The sequence below is a fragment of the Mucilaginibacter aquatilis genome, assembly GCF_009755275.1.
Lineage (GTDB): Bacteria > Bacteroidota > Bacteroidia > Sphingobacteriales > Sphingobacteriaceae > Mucilaginibacter > Mucilaginibacter aquatilis.
This window is the reverse complement of record NZ_WQLA01000006.1, coordinates 336,466-356,094: the sequence shown is the minus strand read 5'-3', so window position 1 is coordinate 356,094 and position 19,629 is coordinate 336,466. Positions and strand designations below refer to the sequence as shown.

The following is a 19,629-nucleotide window of genomic DNA, read 5'->3' as shown; positions in this document are numbered from 1 at the left end:
CTACCCCTGGTAAGTGTGTTTATCGATTTTAAGTATAAGCCTTCTCGACAAACAGTTGCAATAACGATATTGTCTACTGGAGCACACTTAACAATTTATCCCTAACACATTGGTAAAAAGGAATGCCAGTCCTATAAAAAATAGTATTAAAGAAATAATGCCGGTAATAACCTTGCCAGAAGGAGATAGTATAAAGTCACGCGTAGACGATTGGGGAAGCTTATTGAAAATAGCATTCAATAACTTATAAATGCCATACACTAAAAGCACTGCTATTATCCAACTTCCTATTTCTAATAGCATATTTATGAGATTGCTTAATCTGTGCAATCATCTAATCTAATAATTTATAAGCCAGTCGTGCAACACATTTAACTAAATACCTATATCTCGTCCCTAATCTTTACCAAAAAATTAACTTATTTACGTTTTGTTGCTTTACCTTTGGGCACCAATAAAATAGTATACTGTTATGCAATATGATGTTATCGTTATAGGTTCGGGTCCTGGTGGTTATGTAGCCGCTATACGTTGTGCCCAACTGGGTTTAAAAACTGCCTGTATTGAAAAGTACAGCACATTTGGCGGTACCTGCTTAAATGTAGGTTGTATTCCGTCAAAGGCATTGCTTGATTCAAGCGAACATTATCACAATGCAGCACATACATTTAAAACTCACGGAATAAATCTTGATAACCTGAGTGTCGATTTCACTCAGATGGTTAACCGTAAAAACGAAGTGGTATCTCAAACTACTGGTGGCATAACTTTTTTATTCAAGAAAAACAAGATTACTTCATATCAGGGTCTTGGTTCATTTAAAGACAAAAACACCATTGTTGTTAAAAAAGAAGATGGTAGCGAAGAAACCCTTACTACTAAAAATGTAATTATAGCAACTGGTTCAAAGCCATCAAGCCTTCCGTTCTTACCAATAGATAAAAAGAGGATCATAACTTCAACAGAAGCTTTAAATCTTACCGAGGTTCCAAAACACTTAGTACTTATTGGTGGTGGAGTTATTGGCCTTGAATTAGGTTCGGTATATGCACGCCTGGGCGCCAAAGTTTCTGTTGTAGAGTATATGGATTCTATTATCCCTACTATGGATAAAGGTTTGGGCAAAGAACTTCAAAAGGTTCTTTCAAAACTTGGTATGGAGTTTTACCTTGGTCATAAAGTAACCGGGGCGAAGGTAGAAGGCGAAGAAGTTACCGTTAGCTTTGATACCCCTAAAGGTGAGCAAAAGGAATTGAAAGGTGATTACTGCCTTGTTGCAGTTGGTCGTGTGGCTTATACAGATGGTTTAGGCTTAGAAAATATTGGCATTACCGTTGAAGAACGTGGTAAGAAAATAACCGTAAACGAACATCTTGAAACTAGTGTTAAAGGTATTTATGCTATTGGTGATGTTGTGCGCGGCGCAATGCTTGCTCATAAGGCAGAAGACGAAGGAACTTACGTAGCTGAGGTAATTGCCGGCCAAAAGCCACACATCAATTATAACCTTATTCCTGGAGTAGTATACACCTGGCCTGAGGTTGCAAGTGTGGGTTACACCGAAGAGCAATTGAAAGCAAATGGCGTTAAATATAAAACTGGTTCATTCCCATTCAAAGCTAGCGGCCGTGCTCGTGCGAGTATGGATCTTGACGGTTTTGTTAAAGTATTGGCCGATGCTACTACCGATGAAATTTTAGGAATGCACATGATTGGCCCACGTGCTGCTGATATGATTGCAGAAGGTGTTGTTGCCATGGAATACCGTGCAAGTGCCGAGGATGTTACCCGCATGAGCCATGCTCACCCTACATTTACTGAAGCCATTCGTGAGGCATGTTTAGCCGCTACAGAAAACCGCGCTATTCACATTTAATAAGTTAGTTGATTGATTAATTACGTGAGTAGCTAATTGATTAATATTTGATATTAGGTTGCATGGATTGTCCTTGCAACCTTTTTTTGTAAATTAGGTTATAACTTAAACATTGTGTTGCGAGGTACAAAGCAATAACAATTTGTGAAATTATGCACGTTCTCATCAATATAACCATTGTGTTACTCACCATCATCGGCATGGAGGCATTTTCATGGTTTATACATAAATATTTGTTTCATGGACCTTTGTGGTTTATTCATAAAACTCACCATCAGGAACGTCATGGCTGGTTTGAGTTAAATGATATATTTAGCCTGGGATTTGCGGCTTTGTCAATGTGGCTTATGTGGGTAGGTCGTTTAAGCTTTGACTATCGCTTTTTTATCGGTTTAGGCATCAGCCTTTATGGGTTCATATACTTTATTTTTCACGACTGGTTTATCCACAATCGTTTCAAAGCATTCAAAACAACTAATAAATATTTGCTTAGCATCCGTAGAGCGCATAAAATCCATCACAAATCAACACAAAAAATGCCGTCAGAAGAGTTTGGTTTATTATTAGCCAACAAGAAGTATTTTAAAAGATGATTTATGATTGCGTTGCTCTGCATAAAATGCCGAAATTTGCGGTTATCATTTAAACATACCCATGCTGCAAATTCAGGAAAACGTTTCGCTTAAAAACTTCAACACTTTTGGTATAGAGGCTACCGCCCGTTACTTTGTGGAGATTAATCAGGAGCAGGAACTGGCCGAGTTGTTCACCAATCCAAAATGGTTAACCACTCAGCGGTTAATTTTAGGTGGTGGCAGTAATATGTTGCTGGTAAACAATTTTGATGGCTTGGTTATTCGTCTTAATATCCGCGGCATTCAGCATTACATACATTCTGATGGTAAAATTATTGTTGAAGCCGGCGCAGGTGAGGTATGGAATGATCTGGTAAATTTTTGTGTGGATCATGATTTTGCAGGCATGGAGAATCTGAGCTTAATTCCGGGTTCGGTAGGTGCGTCGCCCATACAAAATATTGGTGCCTATGGTATTGAACTTAAAGATGTTTTTGAAAGCTGCAGGGCATTTGAAATTGCTACAAAGCAGGTTAAAGTATTCAATAACGCCGATTGCCAGTTTGGTTACCGGGAAAGTGTTTTCAAAACTGCTTTGAACGGGCAGTTTATCATCACATCGGTAAAATTCAAGTTATCATCTACACCAACAATAAATATAAGCTACGGAGCTATTGAACAGGAACTGGTAAACAGAGGAATCAATGCACCTACGATAAAAGATGTCTCCAGGGCTGTATCAGCTATACGTGTTTCCAAGCTGCCTGATCCGTCTACTATAGGTAATTCAGGTAGTTTCTTTAAAAATCCGGTTATTACCGCAAGTCAGTTTGAAAATATTAAAGCCAACTATCCTAACGTGGCTAACTACCCCGCAGGCGAAGGTTTAGTTAAGCTTGCTGCTGGTTGGCTCATTGAGCAGTGCGGCTGGAAAGGTAAAATTGTTGGAAATACCGGTACCTGGAAAAACCAAGCTTTGGTTTTAGTAAATCATGGAGGTGCCACCGGCCAAGAAATTTACAACTTGTCGTCGCAAATCATAGACAGCGTTTTTACAAAGTTTGGCGTAATGCTGGAGCGTGAAGTAAATATCGTTTCCTAAACCTGTACAGTGTACAGTAAAAATCCAATAATCTGAACACAACGTAGGTTATTGTATTCAAAAGCTTACAGTAAATTTCGAGTATATAATATCAGATGTTACCAATTTGTTTTATATATATTAAAACATTGACGCACAGAAACCTTATCCATGCCGTTTAATCAACTACAGGCGCACATTTCAAACTTTACACAGTACCTTTTACTCATTTATAGTTAAAACGGGCATAAACGGTATCATGTTTGCCAATGTATCTGTACAAAACTTTAACAGATAACAGAATGACAAAGATTGAGTTTAACGCCATGGTTTTGCGCCAAGCCAGTTCACTACGTTCATACGCACTGCACTTCACTCATGACGCAGACGATGCTAACGACCTTGTTCAGGATACAATGTTGAAGGCGATTACCTACTATAACAAATTTAAAGAGGGTACTAATTTAAAAGGATGGTTGTATACCATCATGAAAAATACATTTATTAACAACTATCGCCGGTTTGTTAAAATGAGTACGTTCGTAACCAAGTCGGAAGAAATTTCGTCAGCCAACCTGGTTTTCAGTTCAACTAAAAATCAAGGCGAGTCAAAATTTATAATGGACGATATCCGTCGTGCATTAGACAGGTTACCTGAAGATTATTACGTTCCTTTCACCATGTATTTTGAAGGACACAAATATCATGAAATTGCCGACCATTTAACTATTCCAATTGGAACTGTTAAAACACGTATACACGTTGCACGTAAACTTTTAAAGAAAAATTTAAAGGCTTATGATAACGGTGTTAAAAAAGCAGTTTATTCGGATGAAGAATAATTGCATTGATTATAAATTCTAATAAAAGGGGTTTGCCATTACGGTAAAGCCTTTTTTGTTTAAGCGCTATTCTGTACCATGCTTTAAACTTGCTAATTTGCAGCATGCAAATTTTACAGATCATTGCCTTTTGTGCAGTTTTAATTGTTTTTGCAGTGTTTGCAAAAGCAAACTTTACTATTAGCAAGTACAGAAATTTAACCTCTATGGGCACCTTGGGTTTATGGACAGGCAGCATCAATATTGATGAGTTAATTAAGCAAAAGCCGGTGTCAGGCAACCTTGTAGAAAAGCAGTTGTTAAAGGCTATGATATGGCACAAGCGCAGCAAGAACCTGCTTTATTTAGGATTAGGTATAAATTTAGCTTTGGTTCTTTATGCTTCATTAAGGTAAAGTGGTTGATGTAACGAAGATTTTAAGTTATAAATAACTTAATCATGTAGTAAAAAGATAGTTTTGTGCAAACACTTAATTAATTAGCTCAAAACATGAAAAAAAACTTACTTTTTTCTCTTTTTGTATGCAGTTTTTCTTTGTCGGCACTGGCTCAGGAAGTAGTTGATGCTGCTGCGGTAAATAAGATACGCGAAGAAGGGCTCAACCGTTCGCAGGTAATGAAAACTGCCTTTTACCTAACTGATGTCGCTGGTCCGCGTTTGTCGGGCTCGCCAGGTTTGAGAAAAGCGCAAGACTGGGCTTTGAATGAGCTGAAAAAATATGGCTTAACTAATGGCAAGCTTGAACCCTGGGGAAAATTTGGAAAGGGGTGGCAGGTAAATAAAAACTATGCAGCTATAACGGTACCATACTATCACGCCATTATAGCTATACCTAAAGCATGGACAAGCAGTACAAAAGGTGCAATTAAAGGTGATGTAACCTTACTGAAAATAGACACGGTTACCGACTTGCAAAAATACAAAGGACAGTTAGCGGGTAAAATAGTTATTATCGACAATAATGCGCCTGCATTAGTACGCAGCAAAAATCCTGACCTTTCTCGTTATACCGATGAGGAGTTAGCTAAAATGGCAGCTGCAACATCGCAGCCTGCCGGTGGCCGTGCCGCGCAACGTGGAGGCGGTAACCCACAAATGGCCGCATTTATGGCTGCACGTTTAAAAGCTGCTGCCATGCGGACTGCGATAAGCCAATTCTTTCAACAGGAAAATGTTGCTTTGATTTTAAGCCAAGGCCGTGGAACCGATGGTACCGTGTTTACCTCTAACGGTGCTTCATATGCTGATACTGCTAAAGCTGCGCTCCCTGAACTGGAAACCAGCGGTGAAGACTTTTTGCGCATTGTACGTTTATTACGTGCCGGCCAAAAGGTAAGTATGGAAGCTGATATACAAACGCAGTTTTTTAACGATGATCTTAAAGGTTATAACGTTATTGCCGAAATTCCGGGTACCGACAAAAAATTAAAGGAACAAGTAGTGATGCTTGGCGGTCACTTTGATTCATGGCATGCGGGTACGGGCGCAACTGATAATGCGGCCGGTAGTGCAGTAATGATGGAAGCCGTACGTATTCTAAAAGCAATTGGCTTTAAACCAAAACGTACTATACGCATTGCTTTATGGAGTTCTGAGGAGCAGGGGTTGTTTGGCTCGCGTGGGTATGTTGCCGAGCACTTTGGCAAACGCGATTCACTTAAAGCCGAGCAAGGTAAAGTTTCAGCTTATTATAATTTAGATAACGGTACCGGTAAAATTCGTGGCATTTACTTGCAGGGTAATGCAGGTGTTGGTCCGGTATTTAATAGCTGGTTAGAGCCCTTTAAAGATTTAGGGGCTACAACTGTTACCATCAGTAATACAGGTGGTACAGATCATCAGTCTTTCGATGCAGTAAATATACCTGGATTTCAGTTTATACAGGATGGCATGGATTATAACACCCGTACCCATCATAGCAACCAGGATACTTATGACAGGTTAGTTGAAGATGACTTAAAGCAAGCCGCAACAATTGTAGCTTCATTTGTTTACCATACTGCTCAAAGAGCCCAAATGCTGCCACGCAAAGAGGCTATAAAACCAGCTAATTAATAGTTTTAGTTACTACGATATTCAACGGGTTATTTGCAAAAATAACCCGTTTTTATTTGAAGCATAAAACAAAACTTGTGGTTGTTCATTATAAACTGCAACGTTAACTTAGCTACATATATAAATACTTTGCACCTGTTCAATATCATCTTTTCTTCGCTGTTACTCATCTGCACATTGTTGCCGCTGGTGAGGCATGACTATTGGATATTTAGAGTATTTGATTATCCACGCATTCAAAAGCTGGTACTTAACCTGATTGCGTTATCATTATGGCTGCTTATTGATTTTTCCTTCAGTACGGTAAACCTGCTGTTTATGCTGGCCCTACTAGTTAATAGCATTTATTTACTATCGCTCATTTTGCCTTTTACTCCATTTGGTAAAAAGCAGGTACTTGCTGCTTCAAATGATTTGCCTGAGCAAAGCATAAGCATAATGATAAGTAACGTTCTTGAGTACAATACCAATTACAGTGGTTGTTTAAAAGAAATAAGCAAAGCAGATCCTGATTTGGTTATTATGCTTGAAACCAATAAGCTTTGGCAACAGGAAACAAGCAGCCTTGAGCAGCAGTATCCTTATCATGTTACCGTTCCCTTAGAGAATACCTACGGCCTGTTCTTTTATTCAAAACTCAAGCTAGAGGATACATCAATCGAATATTTGGTTGAAGATGATATTCCATCTATTCACACCAAAATTATATTACCCTGCGGTCAGCCCGTACAATTTTATGCCGTTCATCCAACTCCTCCCGTTCCTGGTGAAAACGTGCGCTCCACCGAACGTGACAAAGAGTTGCTATTGGTAGCTGATAAAGCAAAGGTCTGTAATATACCGGTAATAGTAGCAGGCGACCTGAATGATGTAGCATGGAGCCACACCACGGAACTTTTTCTTAAAATGAGTGGCTTACTTGACCCACGCAGGGGCAGAGGATTTTTTAATACTTTTAATGCATACTATCCTTTTATGCGTTTTCCGCTAGATCATGCATTTACATCAAGGCACTTTAAGCTGCGTAAAATACAGCGGCTAAATAACTTTGGGTCTGATCACTTTCCTATTTACCTGAGTGTTCAATTTGAACAAGATGCCGAAGCAGAACAAAAGCCTTTAAAACCTGATGCTGATGAGGTTGAAGAGGCTGAAGATAAAAAAGCCAAGGTTTAACAAATAAATACGCGCTTTTGGTTATTGACAGGCAATTAATAAATAAGCATTTTAACAGCGTTTAAATAGTTATAATCATTGGCTAAGCTAAATATATAGCTTATGTCTTATCACAGTAAGCCTTGCATTTATGCAGGGCTTTTTGGTTTTTAACATTGCCTTATTTGAAATTACTGCTGCCGACGTTTAAATTTGGAAACATACCATAGTAATGAAAAAGATTATTGTACTTACAGGAGCAGGCATCAGTGCCGAAAGCGGCTTAAAAACCTTTCGTGATAGTGATGGCTTATGGGAAGGCTATAACATTGAAGATGTGGCCACCCCTCAGGCATGGAATCGTGACCCTGAACTAGTACAAGAATTTTATAATATGCGCCGTAAATCGGTTTTAGAAGCCCGGCCAAACCAAGCACATTATGCCCTTGTAGAGCTTGAAGAAAAATATGATGTAACTATTATTACTCAAAACATTGACGATTTACATGAACGGGCCGGCTCAACCAACGTAGTGCATCTGCACGGTGTTATTACGCGGTCTCAATCAAGCATCAACTCTTTGCTTACCTATCCTATAAATGGTTGGGAATTGAGGTTTGGTGAATTATGCGAATTGGGTTCGCAGTTGCGTCCGCATGTGGTATGGTTTGGCGAAGACGTACCGATGATTGAAACAGCGGCAAAATTATGTGCCAATGCAGATATCTTTATGCTTATCGGCACATCGCTGGCAGTGTATCCGGCTGCAGGGCTAATTAATTATGTGCCTGACTTTGCACCCAAGTTTATTATTGACCCTAACATACCCCACGTATGCGAAACCGCTTTAGTACATAAGGTTGAAGCGAAAGCTACAGTAGGTGTGCCGCAAGTAGTGCAGCAACTCATAAATGAAAGTGAAACTACCGCAACAACGTAGTTATGATCAATTCCGTGGCGCCTTTACTTTTGTCAACGTAGGCTTTACTTATATTACCAGCGATTTTGCGGTAGTTGTCATCAGCTATCAGCTTATCAGTAATTTGCTGTAACTGCTCGCCGTTATTTATAGCAAAGCCGCCCTTTAAGTTAATTAAGTCACATGCTTCTTTAAAGCGTTGGTAATTTGGTCCAAAAACTACAGGGAGGCCAAATGCTGCTGCTTCAAGTGTATTGTGAATACCTGCACCAAAACCACCACCTATGTAAGCAATATGCCCGTATTGGTAAAGTGACGAAAGCATGCCTATATTATCAATCACCAAAACCTGGTAACCCGAAATATCATCAAGGCGCGGAAACTCTGAAAAGCGCATTACCTTGCCTTTGGGCAAAACGTTTAAAAGACGCGTTATTTTTTCTTCACCAATTTCATGCGGCGCAAAAATGAACTTCCAGTCACCCTTACGCTCAATAAGCGGGGCAAGTAAATCTTCATCCTGAGGCCAGGTACTACCTGCTACAAATACCTTTTTGCCCTCAACAAAGGTTTCTATCAAAGGTAAATTTTTAGGTGATTGAGCATTGGCATAAACGCGGTCAAAACGGGTATCACCACTAATCAAAACATTGTGTATACCAATAGTTTTTAATAAGTCTTTTGATGCTTCATCCTGTACAAAAAAGCGTGTTACCTTTAGTAGCATCTGGCGGTGAACGCCGCCATACCATTTAAAAAATATTTGCTTAGGCCTGAATATGGCGGATATTACGTACAGCGGAATATGGCGTTTATGTAATTCGTTAAAATAATGATACCAGTATTCGTACTTAGTAAATACAGCTATTGATGGGTTAATTGCCTCAATAAATTCACGGGCGTTTTTAGCACTGTCTAAGGGTAAATAGTATACCGTGTCGGCAAAAATGGTGTTCTTTCTTACCTCGTACCCCGATGGAGAGAAGAAGGTAATTACGATTTTGTGATCAGCGTATTTAATTTTAACCTGCTCTAATACAGGGCGTCCTTGCTCAAATTCGCCAAGAGATGCAAAATGAAACCAAATACCTTTTGTTAAAGGCGTAACCTTTTGCGTGCGCCTGCCGTTTATCCAGGCTTTAGCCTTTACGCTAAAATTGGATGCAATAATTGCAAGAAGATAATATATTTTAATGCTAACATTGTAGATAATAAGCATTTGTGGTATAATTATTATATTCGTGGGATGTAAAAGTAATAATTTAACCAACAAAATAATTATTTACTAACCAAATACTATTATGATACCGGCAGGCAAATACAGCTGTAATTGCGGCCTAAGCAAATAGTGTAAAGCCATACCTACGAACTTACAACGCTATGAACATACAAGGCAAAAGAGTACTCATTACGGGAGCAGCAGGCTTCCTTGGCTCGCACCTATGCGACAGGTTTATAAAGGAAGGTTGTCATGTAATAGGCATGGACAACCTGATAACCGGCGACCTGAAAAACATTGAACACCTGTTTAAGCTCAAAGAATTTGAGTTTTATCACCATGATGTATCCTCATTTGTACATGTACCGGGTGAGCTGGATTATATCTTGCACTTCGCCAGCCCGGCATCACCTATTGATTACCTTAAAATTCCTATCCAAACACTAAAGGTGGGCTCATTAGGCACGCATAACCTTTTAGGTTTGGCCAAGGCTAAAGGCGCACGCATACTGGTAGCGTCAACATCTGAAATTTATGGTGACCCTAACGTAAACCCTCAGCCTGAGGAGTACTGGGGTAACGTAAACCCGGTAGGCCCAAGAGGTGTTTATGACGAAGCTAAGCGCTTCCAGGAAGCCATTACCATGGCTTACCATACCTTCCATGGTGTTGAAACCCGCATCATCCGCATCTTTAACACTTACGGACCGCGTATGCGCCTGAATGACGGAAGGGTATTGCCTGCATTCATCGGCCAGGCTTTAAGAGGTGAGCCGCTTACCATGTTTGGCGACGGATCACAAACACGTGCATTTTGCTACGTAGATGATTTGGTAGAAGGCATTTACCGCTTGTTACTGAGCGACTATGTACAGCCAATGAACATAGGCAACCCGGATGAGATCACCATCAAAGAATTTGGTGAGGAGATCATTAAGCTAACCGGCACCGATCAGAAACTAGTAGGCAAACCATTGCCGACAGACGATCCTAAGCAAAGAAGACCCGACATTACCAAGGCAAAAGCCATTTTGGGCTGGGAACCAAAGGTAAGCCGCCAGGAAGGTTTGAAAATTACTTACGAGTATTTTAAGTCACTTCCTCAGCACGTTATCGAGCACAAGGAATTCTCTCAATACAATAAATAGTATTATAATTGCGAAAAGTATTTCTATGAAAAAAATATTGGTAACCGGTGGCCTGGGCTTTATTGGCTCGCACACGGTTGTTGAACTGGTGCAGGCTGGTTACGAACCTGTTATCATTGATGATTTGTCTAACTCGCATATCAGCATATTAGATCAGTTGACTACAATTTTAGGGTTTAAGCCTCAATTTCATCAGGTTGACCTGTGCGATGAGGCTGCCGTAAAAAACCTGGCAACATCAATAGCTGATGTAACCGGCATTATACATTTTGCAGCTTTTAAAGCAGTAGGTGAATCGGTTGCTCATCCATTGAAATACTATCGTAACAACTTTTACTCGCTTATTAACCTGCTCAACGCATACTACGGTAAACCACTGAACTTTGTGTTTTCGTCAAGCTGTACCGTTTATGGTCAGCCTGATAATTTACCGGTTACCGAAGATGCACCTGTTAAAGCTGCGCAATCACCGTATGGAAACACCAAGCAGATTGCCGAAGAAATCTTACAGGACATGATTGCCTCAGGTGCTAATTACAAGGTGGTATCATTACGTTACTTTAACCCTGTTGGTGCACATAAGTCGGCCCTTATTGGTGAACTACCAATTGGTGTGCCGCAAAACCTGGTTCCATTTATAACGCAAACAGCTATTGGCAAACGCGAAAAAGTTACCGTTTTTGGTAATGATTACAATACGCCTGATGGAAGCTGTATACGTGATTATATTCATGTAGTTGATTTAGCTAAGGCACACGTAGCAGCTTTGAAATATATGGAAGAGGAAAGCTTTAAAGGCTATGACGTGTTTAACATTGGCACTGGCAAAGGTACATCGGTATTAGAGGTTGTAAATGCTTTTGAACGCACTACCGGTGTTAAGTTTGCCTGGAGCATTGGTCCGCGTCGTGATGGTGACGTAGAGCAGGTTTGGGGCGATGTAACCAAATCAACCGAAGTGTTAAAGTGGAAAGCCGAGCTTGATGTTGATACCATGATGGCATCGGCATGGGAGTGGGAGAAAGCTATTGCAAACAAACCATTATAAGGTTTATGAAGAAAATAATCATTACCGGTGGAGCCGGTTTTATTGGTTCGCACGTGGTGCGCAGGTTTGTGAAGTCTCACCCTGAATATCAAATTATCAACCTTGATAAACTGACTTATGCAGGTAACCTGGCAAACTTAAAGGATATCGAAAACGAGCCTAATTATAAGTTTGTAAAAGGTGATATTGTTGATGCTCAGTTTATTGATGAGTTGTTTGGTGCCGAACAACCTGATGCGGTTATTCATTTAGCAGCAGAGTCGCACGTTGACCGTTCAATTGCCAATCCGCTGGAGTTTGTAATGACCAATGTTGTTGGAACGGTTAACCTGCTCAACGCAGCCCGCTATCACTGGAAAGGCCGTTATGATGAAACGCGCTTTTACCATGTATCAACCGATGAAGTTTACGGAACTTTAGGTGAAGACGGTATGTTTACCGAAGAAACACCTTATGACCCGCATTCACCATACTCGGCCTCAAAAGCAAGCTCAGATCATATGGTGCGTGCTTACCAGGATACTTACGGTATGAACGCTGTTATTTCAAACTGCTCAAATAACTATGGCTCATATCATTTCCCTGAGAAGTTGATTCCGTTATCAATTCACAACATTAAGCAAAATAAGCCTATACCAATTTACGGTAAAGGTGAAAACGTGCGCGATTGGTTATGGGTTGAAGATCATGCCCGCGCTATTGATGTTATTTTCCATAATGCTAAATCGGGAGATACTTATAATATTGGCGGACATAACGAGTGGCAAAACATTGAGCTTATTAAGCTGCTTTGCGAAATTATGGACAAGAAATTAGGTAGGGAAGCAGGTACATCGGCACAATTGATTACTTATGTAACTGATAGGGCTGGGCACGATTTACGCTACGCTATTGACGCTACCAAACTTAAAAATGAGTTGGGCTGGACACCAAGCATCACCTTTGAAGAAGGCCTGGAAAAAACGGTGGAATGGTACCTTGCTAACGAAGAGTGGCTGAATGATGTAACCTCAGGCCATTATCAGCAGTATTACGACGAGCAGTACACTAACCGCTAATAGTTAACAGTTATAAATTGAATGCAGCTTTCGGGCTGCATTTTTTGTTTTGAGTGATTTTTACGTTAACCAAAAGGGAGTTGCCTTGTTAACAGCTCATATGAATACATTTATTTTAATTGCTGTTGCTATAGTTTTCTCGTTGTGTATTTTAGGTTATTTCCTGTTCCTACGCAAACCAAAAGCTGCTGCCGCAGCCGATAAAAGTATTACAGCAAGCCTTAAGCAGCTATTGCTTGATAATGTATCATTTTATGAAGCGCTGAATAGCGCAGATAAGCTGCGCTTTGAGCATAAAATTACTGCCTTTTTGGAGGAAGTACATATAGAGGGGGTAGGCCTGGAGGTTGATGATCTTGACCGGGTGCTTGTTGCATCAAGCGCTGTAATTCCGGTTTTTGGGTTTGATGAGTGGAGGTATAATAACCTTACCAACGTTATTTTATATCCAGACACCTTTAATAATGACTTTCAGTTTGAAGGTGATGAAAACCGTAACATTATGGGTATGGTAGGTTCGGGTTACATGAACGGACAAATGCTATTGTCAAGAGCGGCGCTGATACGCGGGTTTTCAAAATCATCAGGTAAGCACAATACAGGGATACATGAATTTGTACACCTGCTTGATAAAAGCGACGGTGCTACTGACGGTGTACCGGAAAACTTTTTGCCCCATGAATATGCAACTCCGTGGCTAAAAATGATGCATCAGGAGATTGACCGTATTGAACGCGGTAAATCAGATATTGATGCTTACGCCGCTACCAACGAGGCTGAGTTTTTAGCCGTTGTATCAGAATACTTTTTTGAAAAGCCCGATCAGTTAAAAGATAAGCACCCCGAACTGTATGCACAGCTAAGCCGCATGTTTGCACAGAACCCGGCTGCAGAGTAGGATGGTTTAAGAGTTATCTGCTGATTGCATTTATATATTTAATTTATTAGTTTGCCACTAAGGTCAACTGTGCGGGCAAAGGGGTTAAGATACTTATTGGTTAATACGGCAAACTCGCGGCGCGTAAGCGTGCGGTTCATGTCAAACGGCAATGAAAATTTGAAGTTGTCTTTCCATTGCTTTTCCATATTGGCATTTAAAACTTTAGGGTCGGTAAGCGTTATTTCGCTTATGAAAGATAACAGATTACCTACGGTGAATTGCTTACCCGGCTTTTCTTTATTAAACCATATAAATGCCCTGGTGTAAATTTCTCTTATGGCCGGCTCAACCTCGGCAGTAGTTACCAGGCTGTCGGCGTTAAACAATACCGCAGCTGTTTTCCCATTAACCTTTTGTATGCCTTTAAGCATACCGGTTGCACTTACCTGTTGTATGGCCCTGAAGTTAGGGTCGCTTATCGTCACATCTGAAAAAGGCATAAGGTAGCCTTTGTAATCAAGTAACTCGCCTTGTATGGTGCGCACGTTAAGGTTTTTGGTAGTGGTTTTAAAAAAAGCACAGTAAGCAGCAATACAACCGGCACCTTGCCCCACAGCTACCTGTACCGATGGGTAAAACGTACTTGCATTTACCAAGTGAGTGGTTGACATAGCTTTTTCAGTTACCAGTAAATTATCAAGGTCTTTTACCACAACAACGCCTAAAGGTATGCTATAAGCCGGAAACGGTGGGTATGGGGTTTGTAGTCCGCGTTTATCTACGTAATGTTGCCCGGGCGATGCATCACCAACCGCTATAGATGTGCGGTAAAGCTTGGATACACGGTCATAGGGCGTAAAAACATCATCCAACACCATACGCATACGGCCTTTGGCCCGGCGGTACTCGCGCATGTAAGGTATAGGCGGAAGTCCGTCAGGTGTGCCAAATTCATCTGTAGTGCCAAAGTTTTTTAAACCGCGTTCGGTTTGAATGTAATATATCAACCCTAAAACGTGTAAACGGCACCCCTTGTAAAACTTTAAACGGTTTTGGGGGTCAAGCTCTTCCACTGTTGATTTAAATGATATGCCCGGATCGCTCCACTTAAGCATGTATTTGTTGTTTGGCAAACGTCCTCCCTGTATCATTTTAAGCAGATCCTTGTCTTTAAAATGTGCATATTTTGCGGCGTCATAACCCTCAGGGCGTGCAATGGTTTTATTAGCAGCTGCACCAAAATCTTTCAAAATAGCACACCATGTAATATCTTGAATAACAGGTAGCGCTTCTTCGGGTGCAAGCTGTTCTCCGGTTTCCTTTTTGCTGTCAAAGCCTGTGTTGAATTGTACTCCGGCAAGGGCGGCAACATCGCCTGTACCGGTTGCATCTATTAGTACCTGGGCTTTTACAGTATTCACCTTACCCTTTTCGGTAATGGTTACATCCCAACCTGTGCCGTTCTTTTTAACTGAGTTCCATGGAGTGTTTAGCTTAACCGTAAGGTTTTTTACTGTATCAGTCATGCGCTTAAAGATAGCGGCACCTGTATAAGGTTCAAAGCGTAGTACAGCGTTGGCGGTAGTATCATAGCCCGGCGTTTTTTTATAGAACTCGCGTACATGTTTTCTGAATTCTCCCCAAATACCGGTAGGTAAGTTACGGTTGGCATCAACTATGCACATTGCGCCGGAAGTTAGCTCGCCGCCAAGCCATGGGCCGGTTTCTACCAAAATGGTTTTTACCTTGCTACGCGCGCATTGCAGCGCAGCGGCTGTACCACTTGCACTGCCGCCAATTATCAGTACATCAGTTTTAATAGTATCGGCATAGGTATGTATGTAAGCCAGGCAAAGCAGGGCAATAAGTAACTTTTTCAACATGAGGAAAATACAGGTTTAAAATGCTAAAGTAGGGCAAAGCTTTTACTATCAATGAAATTTTATGTAACAAAGTAGCTTAACGCTTAATTGTACAGGCAATTTCAATAAAAAGCACGTGCCTTTAAATTTTTAGTATTTAATTTGAATATGACAACCCTACCCGACGAACATCTGCGTTATCCAATAGGCCGTTTTGCCAAACCAAATGAGTACAATGCTGAGTTGCTTGCTCAATCAATTGAAACTATAAAAACTCTTCCGGCGCGTTTGCGTGCTGAGGTTATTAAACTTACTGATGCGCAGCTAAACACACCGTACCGTGAGGGCGGCTGGACACTGAAACAAGTAGTACATCACCTGGCCGATAGCCATATGAACGCTTTGATGCGCATTAAGCTGGCCTTAACAGAAGATCATCCAACCATCAAGCCTTACAATGAAGCTGGCTGGGCCATGCAAACTGATTACCGCCTGCCGGTTGAAAGCTCGCTTAAAATGCTGGAAGGTATTCATCAGCACATGGTAGCTTTATTTGATAGCCTTGATGAAGCACAGTGGAACCGTAGCTTTTTACACCCTGAAAGAGGAGTGGTTTATACTATAGCTTTGTCTGCCGCTATGTATGCGTGGCACAGCAATCATCACCTCGCACATATTACGCAAACTATGAAATTATGGAGTGAATAGAAAGAAAGCAAAATGTCATTCCAAACGTCAGCAATAATCTTAAGCAGTTGTCTGACAATTGGAATGACATTTAATATTCTATCAATTAAATATATTGAATAGATTATACTCAACCCTTACCAGGTACATGTTTTGCGTGTTGCGCAGCATGCGGTTAGTTAACGGTGTGCGGTATGATAAATCAACCCTTAATACGCTGTTGAAAATGAACTGAATAGCTGGAGCAATATCAACATAGTACTGCGCTTTGCCCGGGTTGCTTTTGCCAAGCAGTTCTGCGTAAAGGTTAATATTAGTTTGCTCGTAATTAGTATACTTTTTAGGGAATAGTAAATACCCTGCTGATAGCGTGTAGGCAATACTGTTGCGGTTTACCGGCTCGTAGCCGCCCCTGTTTTCAAAAGCCCGTAAGTAACTTAAAGAGCCCGACACCGCCAGTTTATGCACAAGCTGAGTGGCTACCAAGCCGCCTTGCAAGCCGGTGTTATCACCTTCAAGTGATATTTCCTGGTTGTATTGAACGTTACGTATAGAAGAAGCCTTTGCAAATGCTGCCATTCTGAAATGCCGCTGAACGCTATCGGCCGAGTAAAAACGGTACTTAGCATAGGCGCTAACACCCTCAAACCGTTGTTTGTCTTGATAAAAGTCAGACATATAGGCCGTTCCATGTACCATTATATACTTATTAATGCCCAGCATGGCCTCAAGCGTTGTACGGTTACGATAATCGGGTTTAAAGTAGCCCTGATTTTCAAGCCTTATTCCTAAAGATTTTGCAGCCATGTTGCTGGCGGGCTCCGAATTCACATAGAGCTCCTGTGCCGATGCCTGAAACAGCGCGGTGAGCATACCCGCAAGGGTAAGCCAAATGTATTTAGTCATATCTGTTGGCAGCTTATATTACTACGTGATATGATTTACCGTTGCCTGATTTACTCTCTATGGCCGGGCTGTATTTTTTAACGGTAGCAGCCGGAGCAAAGCCCTTGTTCACTACAGTAATAGCTACTTCGCCGTCAAGACCTTTTGCAGGAGCATTAAGAATATGAAAAGTGTCGCCTGAGTAATTGAACTTGTTGTTGGTTACTTTCAGCTTATCAAAGTCAACAAAAGCTTTTAATTGATTTATAGAAAAACCTGCTCCCTGTACTTTTTTGCTCATCTGTTCAAAATCAACAGGTGATGTGTTTTTGAATGTAACCGTAAAAAGGTTGCGGTTCAAATCAGTTTTAATGTCGCCAATAAAAGGAAGGGTACGTAATGATTTTTCTGTTGCTTTTGAACACATAGAGCAGGTAAGACCGCTTACCTGTAATTCAGCTTTAACAAATTGAGCTTTAGCAACGCTTATAGAGATAGCCAGCAGGGCTACAAAAATTTTAATAGATTTCATGATGTATTTAATTGGAAATAAAATAATTGAATAATAAAGCTTACAGCATGGGCATATAGCCATACTGTAACAGGAAACAATTATTTACCAATCAAATACGGAAATTGCAGTTTTGAATAAAGGTGGCAACTTTACTCTTGGGTTCATCCTCGGGCGGGCCACGGTCATAAAATTTTTCGAGCAAGGCTTTTTGTGCCGAGAAAATGAAATCTTCGAAAGGCAGCTTAGGCATTTCAAAGGCAAAGATTTTAGCTAAGAAAGAGATTTGCTCAGCTTGTTGATGCGTATCTTTAACTTTAACATCAACTTTGTGATTTTTGCAGCAATCCATTTTCATGCCGCAGTTCATATCAGCTTTTTTCTCGGTTACGGGAGCCGTAGCAGCTGATAATTTAACCTTGGCTACTTTGTTGCCGCAATAATGTAAGTTCAGGGCAAAGCCTAACACCGTAATGGTGTACAGTATAGCCAAGCTAAATGCACCTGTTCTTTTAAACATAATGCAAAAGTACGGAGCTTTATAATTTAAAGCAAATTAAAGTTTTGATTATGCCCTGGTACTAAGCATGTACCTGGTTACGGTTAACAATGAAATCAACCAGCTCATCAATTGGATGACGAATAATTTTGCCTGCCGATATGTTGTTTTGCGTGCAAAGCTCTTTTAACTGATTGGAAAAAAACCATGCAATTGAACCTACGAAGTGGCAGGTATATTCCTGGTAATCGGCGTATGATTTTACGTTTGTGTTTATAAACTCCTGTAAGCCGCGTTTGATGAGTTCATTGCCGTAAGCAGTTTCTTTGATAGCCGACAGGAATTTGGTAAACGAAGCCAGATAGGAGTTTGCACCACGCTTAAGGTAAACGTTGTTTATGATGTCATCTTTGGTAACATGAAACTCTTCCTCAAACTGTTTATGTATCTCAGCAGGCATAATGCCATACATAAAATCAGTAATTAGCGCTTTTCCAAACCATGTACCCGAGCCCTCATCGCCCAAAACGTATCCTAAGCCATGCTTACCAGTGGTCACATCATCCCCGTCAAAAAAAGATATGTTTGAGCCTGTGCCTAAAACGCATACGAGGCCTTTGCGGGCCCCGCAGGTAGCATAGGCCGAACCCAGCAAATCACTATCAACACTTACAAATGCACGTGGAAAAATGTGGGTTAAGGCGTTAGATACAATTTCTCGTTTATCAGGACTTGAGCAACCTGCTCCAAAAAAGTATATTTCTTCAACCAACGGGAAATGATTAACCATTACAGGAGCCTGATCCTGTATTAATTTGATCATTTCTTTTTCAGACAGAAAAAAGGGGTTTAATCCTCCGGTGGTAAATTTAACCGGGGCCTGCTTGTTTGCTGTAAGCACCCAGTCGGTTTTCGAAGATCCGCTATCGGCTACAATAATCATGCACTCAGTTCTTCCAGAATTTTTTGGGTAAGAGGTTTATGTATAAATTGGGTAATGTACTTATTCTGGCCTGAGCGCTTTACATCAACCGGGTCAAGTGATGATGAAAGCATGAAAATTTTAGTGCCGTCTTTATCATGGCCGTCAAGTTTTTCGTACTCTTGTAAAAACTCAAATCCGTTCATCAGGGGCATTCGCAGGTCCAAAAAAATTACATCGGGTTTGATGCTGCCATCACGAATTTCTTCAATAGCTTCTGTGGCCGATTGCTTTACTACAATATTTTGTGCAAAGTTACTGCTCTCCAGTATCCTGCGCGTAACAAAGTTATCGATGTAATTATCGTCGATAAGCAAGCATGTTTTATAGCCACTATACATCACTT

General features: G+C 40.7%; 20 protein-coding genes. 13 read left to right on the top strand and 7 right to left on the bottom strand.

The genetic code is table 11. From position 1 onward, the window contains the following. Positions 1-472: 472 nt before the first annotated feature. From lpdA to GO816_RS15990, 8 genes are all read left to right on the top strand, one after another. On the top strand, positions 473-1,876 hold the full coding sequence (gene lpdA / locus GO816_RS16025) for a dihydrolipoyl dehydrogenase (protein ID WP_157542952.1): 1,404 nt from the start codon (positions 473-475) through the stop codon (positions 1,874-1,876). A 152-nt stretch (positions 1,877-2,028) separates the two neighbouring features. Continuing rightward, a complete protein-coding gene (locus GO816_RS16020; protein ID WP_157542951.1) occupies positions 2,029-2,469 on the top strand; it encodes a sterol desaturase family protein in 441 nt (146 codons plus the stop codon). Positions 2,470-2,530: 61 nt separating this feature from the next. Continuing rightward, complete coding sequence (murB, locus tag GO816_RS16015; RefSeq protein ID WP_157542950.1) at positions 2,531-3,553, top strand: UDP-N-acetylmuramate dehydrogenase; 1,023 nt, start codon at positions 2,531-2,533, stop codon at positions 3,551-3,553. Positions 3,554-3,834: 281 nt separating this feature from the next. Continuing rightward, positions 3,835-4,374, top strand: a complete 540-nt coding sequence (locus GO816_RS16010) for an RNA polymerase sigma factor (protein ID WP_157542949.1) — start codon at positions 3,835-3,837, stop codon at positions 4,372-4,374. Positions 4,375-4,478: 104 nt separating this feature from the next. Continuing rightward, positions 4,479-4,769 carry a hypothetical protein gene (locus GO816_RS16005; RefSeq protein ID WP_157542948.1) on the top strand — a complete coding sequence of 97 codons (291 nt, stop codon included), beginning with the start codon at positions 4,479-4,481 and terminating at the stop codon, positions 4,767-4,769. A gap of 95 nt (positions 4,770-4,864) precedes the next feature. Beyond that, positions 4,865-6,430 carry a M28 family metallopeptidase gene (locus GO816_RS16000; protein WP_157542947.1) on the top strand — a complete coding sequence of 522 codons (1,566 nt, stop codon included), beginning with the start codon at positions 4,865-4,867 and terminating at the stop codon, positions 6,428-6,430. A gap of 129 nt (positions 6,431-6,559) precedes the next feature. Then, on the top strand, positions 6,560-7,606 hold the full coding sequence (locus GO816_RS15995; protein ID WP_157542946.1) for an endonuclease/exonuclease/phosphatase family protein: 1,047 nt from the start codon (positions 6,560-6,562) through the stop codon (positions 7,604-7,606). A 211-nt stretch (positions 7,607-7,817) separates the two neighbouring features. Beyond that, a complete protein-coding gene (locus tag GO816_RS15990) occupies positions 7,818-8,525 on the top strand; it encodes an SIR2 family NAD-dependent protein deacylase (RefSeq protein ID WP_157542945.1) in 708 nt (235 codons plus the stop codon). On the opposite strand, the gene GO816_RS15985 is transcribed toward GO816_RS15990, so the two are convergent. Next, the gene (locus tag GO816_RS15985; RefSeq protein ID WP_157542944.1) at positions 8,509-9,723 is read right to left on the bottom strand and encodes a 3-deoxy-D-manno-octulosonic acid transferase; all 1,215 of its coding nucleotides are present in this window, start codon (positions 9,721-9,723) and stop codon (positions 8,509-8,511) included. The two genes, GO816_RS15990 and GO816_RS15985, sit on opposite strands and share 17 nt — an antisense overlap. A gap of 167 nt (positions 9,724-9,890) precedes the next feature. On the opposite strand from GO816_RS15985, the gene GO816_RS15980 reads away from it, so the two are divergent. From GO816_RS15980 to GO816_RS15965, 4 genes are all read left to right on the top strand, one after another. After that, the gene (locus GO816_RS15980; protein WP_317163650.1) at positions 9,891-10,871 is read left to right on the top strand and encodes a UDP-glucuronic acid decarboxylase family protein; all 981 of its coding nucleotides are present in this window, start codon (positions 9,891-9,893) and stop codon (positions 10,869-10,871) included. Positions 10,872-10,896: 25 nt separating this feature from the next. Continuing rightward, positions 10,897-11,919, top strand: a complete 1,023-nt coding sequence (gene galE, locus GO816_RS15975) for a UDP-glucose 4-epimerase GalE (protein ID WP_157542942.1) — start codon at positions 10,897-10,899, stop codon at positions 11,917-11,919. Between the two features lie 5 nt (positions 11,920-11,924). Further along, positions 11,925-12,977: a dTDP-glucose 4,6-dehydratase gene (gene rfbB, locus GO816_RS15970; RefSeq protein ID WP_157542941.1), complete on the top strand. Its 1,053-nt coding sequence runs from the start codon at positions 11,925-11,927 to the stop codon at positions 12,975-12,977. Between the two features lie 100 nt (positions 12,978-13,077). Beyond that, positions 13,078-13,875, top strand: a complete 798-nt coding sequence (locus GO816_RS15965) for a M90 family metallopeptidase (protein WP_157542940.1) — start codon at positions 13,078-13,080, stop codon at positions 13,873-13,875. A 38-nt stretch (positions 13,876-13,913) separates the two neighbouring features. Here the strand turns inward: GO816_RS15965 and GO816_RS15960 are convergent, their stop codons facing one another. Then, on the bottom strand, positions 13,914-15,740 hold the full coding sequence (locus tag GO816_RS15960; protein WP_157542939.1) for an FAD-dependent oxidoreductase: 1,827 nt from the start codon (positions 15,738-15,740) through the stop codon (positions 13,914-13,916). A 147-nt stretch (positions 15,741-15,887) separates the two neighbouring features. Between GO816_RS15960 and GO816_RS15955 the strand changes: the two genes are divergently transcribed. Next, positions 15,888-16,427 (top strand): YfiT family bacillithiol transferase, encoded by a 540-nt coding sequence (locus GO816_RS15955; protein WP_157542938.1) that lies wholly within the window; start codon positions 15,888-15,890, stop codon positions 16,425-16,427. A gap of 81 nt (positions 16,428-16,508) precedes the next feature. On the opposite strand, the gene GO816_RS15950 is transcribed toward GO816_RS15955, so the two are convergent. The 5 genes from GO816_RS15950 to GO816_RS15930 all read right to left on the bottom strand — a co-directional run bounded on the left by GO816_RS15950 (position 16,509) and on the right by GO816_RS15930 (position 19,600). Further along, entirely contained in the window at positions 16,509-17,312 is an 804-nt protein-coding gene (locus tag GO816_RS15950) for a hypothetical protein (protein ID WP_157542937.1), read from the bottom strand. 13 nt (positions 17,313-17,325) lie between these two features. Next, on the bottom strand, positions 17,326-17,823 hold the full coding sequence (locus GO816_RS15945; protein WP_198171537.1) for a heavy-metal-associated domain-containing protein: 498 nt from the start codon (positions 17,821-17,823) through the stop codon (positions 17,326-17,328). A gap of 91 nt (positions 17,824-17,914) precedes the next feature. Beyond that, positions 17,915-18,322, bottom strand: a complete 408-nt coding sequence (locus tag GO816_RS15940) for an HYC_CC_PP family protein (protein WP_157542935.1) — start codon at positions 18,320-18,322, stop codon at positions 17,915-17,917. 61 nt (positions 18,323-18,383) lie between these two features. Beyond that, positions 18,384-19,244, bottom strand: a complete 861-nt coding sequence (locus GO816_RS15935) for an N-acetylglucosamine kinase (RefSeq protein WP_157542934.1) — start codon at positions 19,242-19,244, stop codon at positions 18,384-18,386. Further along, positions 19,241-19,600 carry a response regulator gene (locus tag GO816_RS15930; RefSeq protein WP_198171536.1) on the bottom strand — a complete coding sequence of 120 codons (360 nt, stop codon included), beginning with the start codon at positions 19,598-19,600 and terminating at the stop codon, positions 19,241-19,243. Before GO816_RS15930 ends, GO816_RS15935 begins: the two co-directional genes overlap by 4 nt. Positions 19,601-19,629: the final 29 nt, after the last annotated feature.